General features: G+C 39.5%; 12 protein-coding genes. 3 read left to right on the top strand and 9 right to left on the bottom strand.

Annotated features, from left to right (window positions below; translation table 11 throughout):
• Positions 1 to 19 precede the first annotated feature (19 nt).
• The gene (gene nfsB / locus WA249_RS16365; protein WP_336170265.1) at positions 20 to 673 is read right to left on the bottom strand and encodes an oxygen-insensitive NAD(P)H nitroreductase; all 654 of its coding nucleotides are present in this window, start codon (positions 671 to 673) and stop codon (positions 20 to 22) included.
• Between the two features lie 139 nt (positions 674 to 812).
• Between nfsB and WA249_RS16370 the strand changes: the two genes are divergently transcribed.
• A complete protein-coding gene (locus tag WA249_RS16370) occupies positions 813 to 1,043 on the top strand; it encodes a hypothetical protein (protein WP_336170267.1) in 231 nt (76 codons plus the stop codon).
• A 7-nt stretch (positions 1,044 to 1,050) separates the two neighbouring features.
• On the opposite strand, the gene WA249_RS16375 is transcribed toward WA249_RS16370, so the two are convergent.
• Positions 1,051 to 1,770: a UDP-2,3-diacylglucosamine diphosphatase gene (locus tag WA249_RS16375; RefSeq protein WP_336170269.1), complete on the bottom strand. Its 720-nt coding sequence runs from the start codon at positions 1,768 to 1,770 to the stop codon at positions 1,051 to 1,053.
• A 15-nt stretch (positions 1,771 to 1,785) separates the two neighbouring features.
• Positions 1,786 to 2,295, bottom strand: coding sequence for a peptidylprolyl isomerase (locus WA249_RS16380; RefSeq protein ID WP_016137752.1), 510 nt, complete (start codon positions 2,293 to 2,295; stop codon positions 1,786 to 1,788).
• Between the two features lie 168 nt (positions 2,296 to 2,463).
• Between WA249_RS16380 and WA249_RS16385 the strand changes: the two genes are divergently transcribed.
• Positions 2,464 to 4,191: a glutamine--tRNA ligase/YqeY domain fusion protein gene (locus WA249_RS16385; protein WP_336170273.1), complete on the top strand. Its 1,728-nt coding sequence runs from the start codon at positions 2,464 to 2,466 to the stop codon at positions 4,189 to 4,191.
• Between the two features lie 395 nt (positions 4,192 to 4,586).
• On the opposite strand, the gene WA249_RS16390 is transcribed toward WA249_RS16385, so the two are convergent.
• The 5 genes from WA249_RS16390 to exaC form a co-directional block, all read right to left on the bottom strand.
• Positions 4,587 to 5,309, bottom strand: a complete 723-nt coding sequence (locus WA249_RS16390) for a glutamine amidotransferase (RefSeq protein ID WP_336170275.1) — start codon at positions 5,307 to 5,309, stop codon at positions 4,587 to 4,589.
• A 166-nt stretch (positions 5,310 to 5,475) separates the two neighbouring features.
• On the bottom strand, positions 5,476 to 6,291 hold the full coding sequence (eutC, locus tag WA249_RS16395; RefSeq protein WP_336170277.1) for an ethanolamine ammonia-lyase subunit EutC: 816 nt from the start codon (positions 6,289 to 6,291) through the stop codon (positions 5,476 to 5,478).
• Between the two features lie 10 nt (positions 6,292 to 6,301).
• Positions 6,302 to 7,687, bottom strand: a complete 1,386-nt coding sequence (locus WA249_RS16400; protein ID WP_336170279.1) for an ethanolamine ammonia-lyase subunit EutB — start codon at positions 7,685 to 7,687, stop codon at positions 6,302 to 6,304.
• A gap of 14 nt (positions 7,688 to 7,701) precedes the next feature.
• Entirely contained in the window at positions 7,702 to 9,138 is a 1,437-nt protein-coding gene (gene eat, locus WA249_RS16405) for an ethanolamine permease (RefSeq protein WP_336170280.1), read from the bottom strand.
• 220 nt (positions 9,139 to 9,358) lie between these two features.
• Positions 9,359 to 10,870: an acetaldehyde dehydrogenase ExaC gene (gene exaC, locus WA249_RS16410; protein WP_002119354.1), complete on the bottom strand. Its 1,512-nt coding sequence runs from the start codon at positions 10,868 to 10,870 to the stop codon at positions 9,359 to 9,361.
• 142 nt (positions 10,871 to 11,012) lie between these two features.
• Between exaC and WA249_RS16415 the strand changes: the two genes are divergently transcribed.
• A complete protein-coding gene (locus WA249_RS16415) occupies positions 11,013 to 12,203 on the top strand; it encodes a helix-turn-helix domain-containing protein (protein WP_336170282.1) in 1,191 nt (396 codons plus the stop codon).
• On the opposite strand, the gene WA249_RS16420 is transcribed toward WA249_RS16415, so the two are convergent.
• Positions 12,200 to 13,168 carry an alpha/beta hydrolase gene (locus WA249_RS16420; RefSeq protein WP_336170284.1) on the bottom strand — a complete coding sequence of 323 codons (969 nt, stop codon included), beginning with the start codon at positions 13,166 to 13,168 and terminating at the stop codon, positions 12,200 to 12,202. The genes WA249_RS16415 and WA249_RS16420 overlap by 4 nt on opposite strands.
• Positions 13,169 to 13,312: the final 144 nt, after the last annotated feature.

Below are 13,312 nucleotides of genomic sequence, written 5' to 3' on the forward strand. Positions count from 1 at the left end.
CTCTTGAACTATTCGAATTTTACAAATAGGTAAAAATAACTTCATCTGGTAGGCGTGATTTAGGTAGTTTGGCATTGAAATCATTTTCACTACGATAACCTAGAGAAACAATGACTGAACTACGCAGGCCTTTTTCAGTTAAACCTAACTCAGTATTTAAAATATCTTCATCAAACCCGCCCATTGGAGTTGCATCAATTCCTTCTAAGCCAGCAGCAAAAAGTAGTTGCCCAAGAGCAATGAATGTTTGATTTTCCATCCAGCCAAATAAATTTTTCTGTTCATTCCGATAGAACTCAACATAGCCATGGCGAGTATCTTTTTGGCCGAGCTTTGCTTTTTCATCTTTAAAACGACCGCTCAAATCATCTTGTTCAAGTAATTGATTTAAGTATTCAGCTGAAATATCTGTTCTTGTACAAAATATAAGTGTGTGTGATGACTCAAGCACTTTAGGAGCATTGTAGGCATATTTTCCAGTTAAGGCTTTTGCAATTCGTTCTTTGGCTGCAAGATTGTCTGCTACTATGAAATGCCAAGGCTGTATATTCACTGAAGAAGGAGAAAAACGTAAAATTTCTAATAATTTATTAATTTTTTCTTGGGGAATTTTCTTTTCAGAATCATACGCTTTTGTTGTATAGCGACTTTTAACAGAATTCAATAGGTCCATAGGTGTGCTCCATATCAATCTTATGGCAATTGAGAGAATTTAATCTTTGCCATCATACGCTATTTTATTCAAAAACATTTCCTATGTAATTTGATAAAGAAATATAATGTTTATATGAAGTTTTAGTAATCTATTGAAAATGATTGATTTAATGCCAACAGATGCAAAGAGTAAGCTGCGAGAAATTATAATTGTTAAAGCCTTTATAATTTTTGTATTTGTATTGAGTCTTCTTATTTTATACATTGAGTATCACAATCGTGCACATATAAGCTGGAAATTTATATTTATTGCCAGTATATGTGTGATTTACGATTTTGATTTAAATAAAAAAATTAAAGAATTGAAAGTTCAAATAAAAAGTGACTAATTTCTAGTTAATAATTCCAAACAATCAGTTCGAGCTGCTGTGTATTTGAGGATGGATCAATTTCCAAAATATAAGCCTGATCTTCACGCCAATCGCCAAGAACAATTCGTTGTTTAGCTTGTACCTGATGAATTGAGGGGCGGTGAGTATGCCCATGAATTAGTATATCTACATTTGCTAAAGCAGAAATAACAGCTTGCTCATTTACATCCATAATTTCATAGCTTTTTTTCTGTTTATCCGCAGAGCTTCTTTTGCGAAAACCATTAACTATTTTGGTCCGAAAACTGAGTGGGGTTCGGCGTAAAAAAGCGACTAAGAGCGGATTTCGAATAATCTTTTTAAATCTTTGATAGGAAACGTCGTCTGTACATAGTGCATCGCCGTGTTCTAGACGGTATTGATGTCCTGCAATATTGAGGGAATAAATGTCAGGGAGTAATACACCATTAAATTTATTGAGGAAAACTTGATTAAGCGCAAAATCACGGTTACCGACTTGAAAGTAAACCTGATTCCCTTTTTGGTTAAAGTCTTTTAAGGCTTCAACAATTTTATCAAGCCATGGCGCTGAATAGTCATCTCCAATCCAGGCATTAAACCAGTCGCCTAAGATGTAGAGTTGAGTATTTTTATGTTGGTAATGCACCAATAAGTCTAAAAACCCTCGAACGAGTCGAGGGTGTTCAGGTGACAAATGTAAATCTGAGATAAACAGATAAGTCACAGCTTTATCCTAAAATTATTCAGAAATAATTTTAGCAGATTCGATTACAACGTTTTCTAATGGAACGTCAGCGTGATAACCGCGGTTGCCAGTGCGAACACCTTTGATCGCTTCAACAATGTCTAGACCTTCAACAACTTTACCAAATACAGCATAACCCCAACCTTGAGCAGTTTTAGAGGTATGGTTCAAGAAAGAGTTATTTTTCACGTTGATAAAGAATTGAGCAGACGCTGAATGAGGAGCTTGAGTACGTGCCATTGCAACCGTACCTTCGTCGTTGCTTAAACCGTTATCAGCTTCATTTTCAATTGAATCACGTGTCGCTTTTTCTTTGAAGTTTTCATCCATACCGCCACCTTGGATCATGAAACCATCAATGACGCGGTGGAAAATAACGCCGTCATAAAAACCGTCACGTACATATTCTAAAAAGTTTGCTACTGTTTTAGGTGCTTTTTCAGCATTCAGTTCAAGAACAATACGACCTTTATTGGTGTTTAATTCGACTTGAGGAAAACTCATTACATTAATCTCCTAAACATGGGCTTATGACCATGGGTTTTTGGTTGAGAGAAGCATAAGCAAACTGTAAACTACAAGGCAAGTAAAAAACGTTAAAATCTTTGTTAAAAATGAAGATAGCGTTTAAATTTTTCGAAATTTTATCTACAAAGAAGTGATTGATACACTATGAAGCCTAATGATGTTGTCTCGAGCCTGCCAAATAACCCGACACCGAATACTCATGCCTCTGTCGATTCTGTGCAGCAAGAACAACAGGCTGGCTTAGATTTTGTTCGCCAAGTTATTACTGAAGACTTGGCTGCTGGTCGTGCAAAGCAGATCGTAACGCGTTTTCCACCAGAACCAAATGGCTATTTACATATTGGTCATGTAAAAGCAATTTGCCTAAACTTTGGTGTAGCTGAAGAGTTTGATGGTTTATGTAATCTACGTTTTGACGATACAAACCCTGATGCTGAAGAACAAGAGTATGTTGACGGTATTGCTAACGATGTGAAATGGCTTGGTTTTAACTGGAATGGTGAGCCACGCTATGCATCAGGTTATTTTGATCAATTATATGCATGGGCTGTTCAACTCATTGAGCAAGGCGATGCTTATGTGGATTTACAATCTCCAGAAGAAATTAGGTTAAACCGCGGTAATTTTGTTGAACCTGGTAAAAATTCACCATACCGTGATGCCTCTATTGAAGAGAACCTTGCGCGCTTTGAAAAAATGCGTAGTGGTGAATTTAAAGAGGGTGAAGCAGTTTTACGTGCCAAAATTGATATGGCAAGCCCAAACGTACACATGCGTGACCCAATTTTATATCGCGTATTGCATTCAGAGCATCACCAAACCGGTGATAAATGGAAAATCTATCCAATGTATGACTATGCTCATCCATTGTCTGATGCCATTGAAGGGATTACGCATTCACTTTGTACATTAGAGTTCCAAGATCATCGTCCGTTTTATGACTGGATTGTAGAAAAAGTAAAATCTCAAGCGGTTCCACATCAGTATGAATCTTCACGTTTAAATGTGGACTACACCATTACATCAAAACGTAAATTACGTAAATTGGTGGAAGGTGGCCATGTGAATGGTTGGGATGATCCACGTATGCCAACAGTAGTGGGTATGCGTCGTCGAGGTTTTACACCAGAAGGTTTACGCGATTTCTGTAAGCGTGTGGGCGTGTCAAAAACTGATGGTATTGTAGATGTTGCAATGCTTGAGTTCTGTATTCGCCAATCTTTGGAAAATACAGCTGCACGTGGTATGGCTGTTTTAAGCCCACTTAAAGTGACTTTAACCAATTTACCAGAAGATATGGATCTTAAGCATGCTCGCCATCCAAACGTGGATATGGGCGATCGTGTGATTCCTTTAACTAAGGAAATCTATATTGACCGTAAAGACTTTGAAGAAGTACCGCCAAAAGGCTTTAAACGTTTAATTCCTGATGGTGAAGTGCGTTTACGCCATGCTTATGTCATTAAATGTAATGAAGTCATTAAAGATGCAAGTGGTGAAGTGATTGAATTGAAATGTTCGATTGACCCTGAAACTTTGGGTAAAAATCCTGAAGGCCGTAAAGTGAAAGGCGTAATTCACTGGGTATCTGCGACTAAAGGTATTCCTGCTGAAGTACGTATTTACGATCGTTTGTTCACAGAAGCCGATCCAGAAACAGGTGATGATTTCTTGGCAAACTTAAATCCGGATTCGCTAAAAGTATTAGAAGCTGTCATTGAACCAGCTTTAGCACAAGCGAGTCCTGAAGATCGTTTCCAGTTTGAACGCGAGGGTTATTTTGTTGCTGATCAACATGATTATTCACCTGAAAAACCAGTGTTTAACCGTATTCTCGACTTGAAAGATAGCTTTAAGCCTGAGAAAAAGTAAGACAAGCGATATGTTTTGAATAAATAGCAGATATAAAAAGCCCAACTGTAAGGTTGGGCTTTTTATTTGGAGGTCTTCTCATCATATTCTTTTTTTATGACTCCACTTCCTGGGCAAACTAGCTTAGGCGGGATTAATCACATAAAAATAAAGAACTAATAGTATGAAAAGAATACTTGAAAGCATGAGATAGGTATTAACCGTATTAAAGCTTTTAATAAACTTCCAGATATCCATAGTAAATCAGCGTATATTTTATGTTACAAATTAATAATACACTGAAAATTTCATGAAATGTTTCTAAAAATAGAATATAGCACTATCTTTGTTTGAAAAATAATCAAACTATACTAGATAGTAAAAGTCATATTTGTTGCAAACTAGAAACGGCTCATTTATGCACTATAACCAATTCTTTTTAAGAATTTTTGAATTACTTCAAACGCAGCTTGTTCGAGTGCAGATGCATATTCTGTATTTTGCTCGCGAAGTTTTGGAATTGAAATATTTGCTTGGCGAAGTTCACAGGTATGACCAATTAACCATTTTTCAAAATGTTCTTCAGTCGCTTCAATGTGAAATTGCAAGGCAAGAATATTATTACCGACTTCAAATGCCTGATTGGTATAAATATCAGAGCTTGCTAAGAGCACCGCATTTTCAGGAAGATCGAAAGTGTCGCCGTGCCAATGTAGAACATGAACATTATTAAGCAAACCAGATAAAACCTGATTAGCACGTAAGCTTAAGCTCAGTGGACCCCAACCAATCTCTTTTTGATGTCCTGCATATACTTTTGCGCCAAGTGCATGAGCAATAAGCTGCGCACCTAGGCAAATGCCAAGAGTAGGCTTGTCAGCTGCTAAACGTTGTTTGAGTAAAGCGATTTCATCTTTTAAGAATGGGTAATCGTCAGTTTCATAAACACCAATTGGGCCACCTAAAATAATAGTTAAACCTTCATGTGCAAAAGCAGGGGTTAAATCATCTACACCCGCCTCAAAATAACGGACGCGAAATCCGAGTTGATAAAAGACATCTTCTAATGAACCTAGGTCTTCGAAAGCAAGATGCTGAATGGCATAAATAGTTTTAGGGAAGGCGTTTGTTGTGCTCATACAAATGATTCATAGAAGATCAATAGGTGGAGTATAGCGACAAATATAAAGAAGAAAATATCCATATAAATCGTCAATACCTGAAAATTGATATTTTTCGTTAAAATGATGTTGTTAGGCATAGATATTTTCTGTTTAAGGGCATAGCTATGCATTAACCTGCCTATTAAAATAAAAGTTTAGGTGCCTCTGTACAGTCTATATTTGAGAGTTGATGTTCATCTTTCAAATTCACTCCCGAAAAGCCAAGTTGTTTGGATTTTTTCATTAATGCCATTAAACGTTGTACCGCAACTGGAATACTTAAACCTGCTGAGCGGACATTAGAAATACAATTGCGTTTCGCATCGAGGCAGCCTGAATATGCATTCCATGTATAGTAAATGCCCATACTATCAGGTGAGCTTAAACCAGGGCGCTCTCCAATCAGCATCACGAGCATGGGTGCCTTAAAGATTTCAGCAACTTCATCACCTAAAGCAACCCGACTGCCTGTTGCCAATGCAATGGGCGCAAGAGTCCAGTTTTCTTGCTCAACTTGTTCACTTAGCGCTGTAATGAGTGGAATGGCATTTGCTTCAATCGCTCTTGCAGAGAGACCATCACCGACCACAATACAAACATCGTACTGTTTAGGGTCTTCTACATACTTCTGAATTAAAAAATCTTTTGATTGATCTGAAAGCTGACGTCCTAAATCAGGACGTTTAAGATAGATTTCCTTATTAGGGGCATTACTTTGAACATGAATGCTTTGAAGCTGCTTTTGTTGTAATTGCTCAGATAAATATGAAACATCCATATCTTGATAAACAGCATCTTTTGCTTGTGCATGAGATAACTGAAATTCAAGTAAGGCGCGTGTTGGGATACTACAACCTGCACGGCCCAGAGCAATACGTGCATCAGTAAACTGTTTGAGTTTTTCCCACTGGTCTTGATGAGTGCTTGATGGATATTGAATATCACGGTTCAGTTTCATGGCGTTCTCCCTAGTTCATGAGCAGACGAGAGAATTGGTCAGGCATGTGGTCTGCCCAACAAATTTGAGAGTTTTGCTGTTTAAAAATACCTTGCTGTTCAAGCCAAGCTGAAAACTCAGGAGCGGGTTTTAAACCGAGGAGTTGTCTTAAATAGAGGGCATCATGAAACGAGGTCGTTTGATAATTGAGCATGACATCATCTGAACCCGGAATTCCCATAATAAAGTTAATGCCCGCAGCACCAAATAGAGTAAGAAGAACATCCATATCATTTTGGTCAGCATCCGCATGGTTGGTATAGCAAATGTCGCAGCCCATTGGTACTCCGAGTAACTTGCCGCAAAAATGATCTTCTAGCCCCGCACGTATAATTTGTTTGCCGTTAAAAAGATATTCGGGGCCAATAAAACCAACAACTGTATTCACCAAAAGCGGATTGTATTTGCGGGCCACTGCATAAGCACGCGTTTCTAATGTTTGCTGGTCAACGCCGTGATGTGCATTGCTGGATAAGGCACTGCCTTGACCCGTTTCAAAGTACATAACATTTTGTCCAATGGTTCCACGCTTGAGTGCGAGTGTGGCTTCATATCCTTCTTGTAGTAAATCGAGTGAAATTCCAAAACCTTCATTAGCCAGTTGGGTGCCAGCGATTGATTGAAACATTAAATCAATTGGCACATTTTTTTCAGCCAGTTGAATACCTGAGCTGATATGTGTGAGTACACAAGATTGAGTCGGAATTTGATATTCCTGAATCACATGGTCAAGTAATTTCAGTAGCTCTGACAAATTATGAAGGTTATCTGTTGCAGGGTTAATGCCAATCACGGCATCGCCATTGCCATACATCAAGCCATCTAAAATACTGGCAGAAATACCGAGTACATCATCGGTCGGGTGATTCGGTTGTAAACGAGTAGAAAGATGGCCTTTTAGACCAATCGTGTTACGAAATTGGGTAACCACTTCACATTTGCTGGCGACATAAATCAAATCTTGATTGCGCATAATTTTGCTGACGGCAGCTACCATTTCGGGGGTTAAACCAGCTGCTAATACTTTTAAGCTTTGTGCGGTTGCTTCTTCTCCCAGTAACCAATTTCGAAAATCGCCTACTGTAAAGTGTGAAATAGGCGCAAAGGCTGCCAGATCATGTTCATCAATAATTAAACGGGTAATCTCATCAGTTTCATAATCGACCACAACCTCATTTAAAAAAGTTTTAAGCGGTACATCGGCCAAAGTCATTTGTGCCGCAACATGTTCGGTTGCATCTCTGGCAGCTACACCTGCTAACTCATCGCCTGAACGTAACGGCGTTGCTTTTGCCATTAAGGTCTTCAAATCAGCAAAGTGATACTGTTGATTGGCGACAATATTGCGATAACTCATAGTTGTATCCTTTTTTATAGTTCTTGTTCTGCGGCTTTAATATTTGCAAACTCTTCTTCTGGTGTACCTTTAACTAAATGATAACGGCTATAGAATAAAAAGTAAGCAATAAATACGACATAAATAGCGGCAGCAATAAACCAAACTTTCGGATTAACAACAAAGCCCGCGACTACAGCAGCGACTGCTAGAACCAAGGCAATACTTGAAGTAACGATTCCTCCGGGAGTTTTATAAGGACGAGGCATATCTGGTTTAGATAGGCGTAGCTTGATGTGGGATAAAAGAATCAACACATAAGAAATGGTGGCACCAAAAACCGCGATTAAAATCAGTGAATCGCCTTCTTTGGTGAGTGAAAGCAAGAACCCAATAATGCCCGGAATAATAATCGCAAGATAAGGGGCTTTATTTTTATTGGTTAAAGAGAGTGAAGTAGGTAAGTAACCAGCACGAGAGAGTGCAAAAATTTGACGTGAATAGGCATAGATAATTGAAAAGAAACTCGCGATTAAACCTGCTAAACCAACAAAGTTAACAAAAGTCGCAAGCCAAGTGTGGGTGCCATAAACTTTAACCAGAGCATCGACGAGGGGAGCACTAGAGTTTTGTAAAGTACTTGCACCTGCTGCGCCTGCACCCAAGAATAAAATGAGCATGGCAAACGCCGTTAATATGAGCATTGCACCGATTAAACCACGTGGGAGAGATTTGGCTGGATCTTTTGCTTCTTCGGCTGCTAATGGCACACCTTCAACTGCAAGGAAAAACCAGATTGCAAAAGGAACAGCGGCCCAGATGCCTAAATAGCCATGAGGTAGAAAACGACTTGCACCAGCTGCTGTGCCAACAGGAATATCTAACAAATTTTGTGTATTAAAATGTGGAATCATTGCGACAATAAACACAACTAGAGCAACAGCTGCGACAAGTGTAATTGCGAACATAATTTTTAAGGCTTCGCCAGCACCTTTGAGATGTATGCCCATAAAAATGGCGTAGCAGGCGAGGTAAATCATCCAGCCATTAATGCCAAATAGAGATTCGCAATAACCACCAATAAACACGGCAATCGCCGCAGGAGCAATCGCGTATTCAATTAAAATGGCTGTTCCTGTTAAATAGCCGCCAAAAGGTCCAAAGGCAGCACGTGCAAAACTATAACCGCCGCCTGCTGTCGGCATCATGGTGGACATTTCTGACATAGAGAGACATAGGCATAGGTACATAATTGCAGCGAGTGCAGTGGCAATAAACATACCACCCCAGCCACCTTGGGCTATGCCAAAGTTCCAGCCGGCAAAATCACCCGATATCACATAAGCTACGCCTAAACCAATCAGGAGTAACCAACCAACCGTACCTTGTTTAAGTTGACGCTGAGCAAAATATTCTGCTGATGAGACTTCTGTGCTTGAAGAAATGACGGAAGCTGTTTCTGGTTGATTCATACAATACTCCTGAGAGTGGGTTTGTATGAATCAATGCAAAAGCAATGCCTAAATGAAGCACTCCAGAGAGTAGACGGCGCTTTTTTGTTCTAAATGATAAAAATTCAAGCTTAACAATCATAAATAAAGAAGCCAGCAATCTAAATTACTGGCTTCTTATATCATTAGTCATCTTACTTCTTACTAGTGTTGATAGTTTGGTATCAACTTGGTGCGAAACTTAGAAGAAGCCCATTGGTTTAGTTGAATAACTCACCAACAAGTTTTTAGTTTGTTGATAATGATCTAGCATCATCTTATGGTTTTCGCGGCCAATACCAGACTTCTTGTAACCACCAAATGCAGCATGTGCAGGGTAGATGTTGTAGCAGTTTGTCCAAACACGGCCAGCTTCAATAGCACGACCAGCACGATAAGAAATATGAGCTGAACGCGACCATACACCTGCACCTAAACCATACATGGTGTCATTGGCAATTTTAATTGCATCGTCAAAGTCTTTGAACGTTGTCACAGCAAGTACAGGTCCAAAAATTTCTTCTTGGAAAACTTGCATGCCGTTGTGACCTTTAAAAATAGTCGGATCGACATAGTAACCATCACCTACTTCTTTACGACCACTACCGCCTAGTAAGAGTTCTGCACCTTCTTCACGACCAGTATTAATACAACGTAAGATTTTCTCTTGCTGTTGTAGAGATGCTTGTGCGCCAATCATCGTTTCAGTATCAAGTGGATGACCAGTTTTAATACGTTTTACACGCTCGACGGCCATTTCCAAGAACTGATCAGCAATGCTTTCTTGTACTAAAGCACGAGAAGGGCAAGTACATACTTCACCTTGGTTTAAGGCAAACATGGCGAAACCTTCAAGCGTTTTTTCTAAGAAGTCATCTTCTTTATCCATGATATCTTCAAAGAAAAGGTTTGGTGACTTACCGCCAAGTTCTAAGGTAACTGGAATAATATTTTCAGTCGCATATTGCATCACCATTTGTCCAGTTTGAGTTGAACCTGTGAACGCGATTTTTGCAATACGTGGGTTTGTCGCTAACGGTCGGCCGACTTCTGAACCGAAACCATTGACAATATTAAGGACACCCGGTGGTAAAATATCTTGGATCAGTTCAGCCACCAACAAAATACCCACTGGCGTTTGCTCAGCTGGCTTAATCACAACACAGTTACCAGCCGCTAAAGCAGGTGCAAGTTTCCATGCTGCCATCAAAATTGGGAAGTTCCATGGAATGATTTGGCCAACCACACCGAGTGGTTCGTGGAAATGATAGGCAATGGTATCTTCATCAATTTCAGAGATGCCGCCTTCTTGAGCACGAATACATCCAGCGAAATAACGGAAATGGTCAATCGCAAGTGGAAGGTCTGCTGCTAAAGTCTCACGGACTGCTTTACCGTTATCCCAAGTTTCTGCAACAGCAAGCATTTCAAGATTTGCTTCTAAACGATCAGCAATTTTTAAAAGGATATTCGAGCGTACTGTTGGTGATGCTTTATTCCATGTTGCTTTTGCTTTGTGCGCTGCATCTAGAGCGAGCTCAATATCTTCGGCACTAGAGCGCGGAATACGTGTAAAAGCTTTTCCATCAACAGGAGATACATTGTCAAAATATGCACCCTTTATAGGTGCTACCCATTCACCGCCAATAAAATTTTCGTATTGTGATTTAAATTGAACTTTTGAGCCTGGTTGATTTGGATCGATATAGCGCATATAAATATTCCTTTGCTTTTTAGGACTAAAGACTAACAAGAACCCTGTCAGTAGGTACTTTCGTACTTTGTATAATTAGGATATAAAGAAGAAGGTTGGAGAAAGGTTGGAATAGAAATGTGGATATATAAGGAATTTACAAATGTTCACAAAAAAGGATTTATTGCAGCAACGGACGTTGATTGATCAACTGCGCACGCAAAATAGTCTCTCTCCTCAGAATGCTGCCAAACTCGGCCAAAGTATTGCAAGCTCGTGGGAACGATCAGCTTCTGCTGCGATTCCTAAAGAGCGTTTTGCGGCTCCCTTAGTCGAGAAAAAATCTGCTTCACAAAATGCTTTAGATATGGCTTTAAGCCAGTGTGCTGGCGATTTACGTCATATTGCAGAGCAATCTTCAATGGTTATTGCTGTCGGTGATATTGGTAGTACGATCATTTGGACGGCAACAAGTGCGCAAATGCAAAGCGCTGCTGAACGTGTACATTTTGTGCAGGGTGGTCAGTGGCGTGAAGAATTTGTTGGCACTAATGCCTTGGCTTTATCTTTAAAAACTCAACAATCAAGCTGTGTTTTTTCAAATGAACACTATATGGAATCGATTCATGATTGGGTGTGTTATGCAGCCCCAATTATCGATCCATACTCAAAACAAACCCTTGGGGTAGTTGATTTATCGACGACTTGGAAAAATCATAATAGTTTAGGAATATTGGCAGCTGAACGTTGTGCGTCCATTATTCAATCTGCTTTGCTAGAGCAGCAGCGTCAACAATTAAATATTCGTGCTTTTTCGACACCGCAAGTTAAATTTAATGGCAAAAGTTTATTATTAACACCGCGTCAAATTGAAATTTTAACCATATTGGCGTTATGTCCACATGGTTTAACTTTAGAGCATCTTTATCAGGCGCTCTATGGCGAACGTAAAGTCAGTATGGGTACGCTTAAAGCTGAAATGTCTCAACTACGAGATATTTTGGGCGGTTTACTTGGTTCACGTCCATATCGTTTGCTGGTACATGTTGAAGCCGATTTTTTACAAGCGGAACAAGCACTGGATGCAGGATATGCAGCCTCGGCTTTGCAGCTTTACACAGGTGTGTTTCTGGCAAAAACGGAAAGTCCGTTTTTGTGCGCATGGCGTGACTGCCTTGAATCGCGTTTGAGCGATGCAATTTTTAAAACGCAAGAAACGGATTTATTACTTAAGCATTTAGCTCATTTCCCTGAAGCAATCGATGCGGTAGAACGTCTTATGGAGTTAGTACCGAGCGAACATCCCGCGCATCAATTGCTGATTAAATACCTTGACTCACCTAAGCTCAGTTAATTGATTTTTTGATCCAGCCACTGAAACAATTGTTGATAGACTTGTTCTCGTACTGGCTGGGCCGAAAGGACTAAATCATGCAATCCATTGTGAATAGAAACTACAGAGACATCGCCTTTCATTTTTTTACCAAATTTGGCAATGTCTTTAACGTCTAAAATGATATCGCTTTGAGTTGCATCGGCTCCCCATTTTTTAGGGTTTTTAGTCTGATGAGAATGCATAATCAGTGCGGGAACATTGAGTTTAACCCCGCGATGTATTTCTTTTTGTGCAGTATGAATCGCATGTAGAAAGCTGAGTTGAACAGTAGACGCAGAGGTAGGTTTCCAGTCCAGATTAAAGTCCCATTCACCTTTATATTTTTTATGAAGACTGGTAGCGTACCATTTGTTCAGGTGGCTTGGGAATTTAACTTTTGGCAGATATTTTCCTACTCGACTGAGTACTGGAATACCAAATTTTTTCTCGACCAAGCTTAAATTAAAATCGTAAAACGGGCTGTTTGCCCAAAGTCCTTTAATCAGAGGGTGGTTTGGGTTATGGGCAGCATAAAGCGTTGCTGTCAAACCGCCTGTCGAATGCCCTGCAAGCAAGACTTGGGGGTGCTGTTCTTTGCCAATAATCTCTAATGCTTGTGTAATTTCGGCATCGTATTCATTTAAATCAAGCACATTATAGAAAATTTGATGAGGTAGCTTTGAACGGCCATATTTTCTTAAATCCAAGGCATAGAAGTCATAACCATGCGTATTGAATTGTTCGGCCATTTCAGTTTGAAAGAAATAATCTAAAAAACCATGAATATACAGCACGGCTTTTTGAGTCGATTGAGCGGCCTTTTTACGCACTAGGGTAGCTACAACTTTTCCTTCGTAATCATTAGGAAAGTTGAGTGTGAGCTGTTCGTAGCCAGTACCTAAAATATCTGGAACATAAGTTTGAGTAGCTAAAGATGTATTCATTGTTATCGAGCTATTGTAATTAAGTCATGCAGAGTATCCTTCAATGAAATGGGCGAATTGTCAATCAGGTTTAGAGAAGGTTGGAATATAGTTTTTAAAAAAAGGGAATACCGCTGGAGCTAAGTATTCCCCAAAAAGTAAGTC

Origin of the sequence: Acinetobacter sp. 161(2023) (assembly GCF_037027805.1) — a bacterium.
In the GTDB taxonomy this organism is placed as follows: Bacteria; Pseudomonadota; Gammaproteobacteria; order Pseudomonadales; family Moraxellaceae; genus Acinetobacter.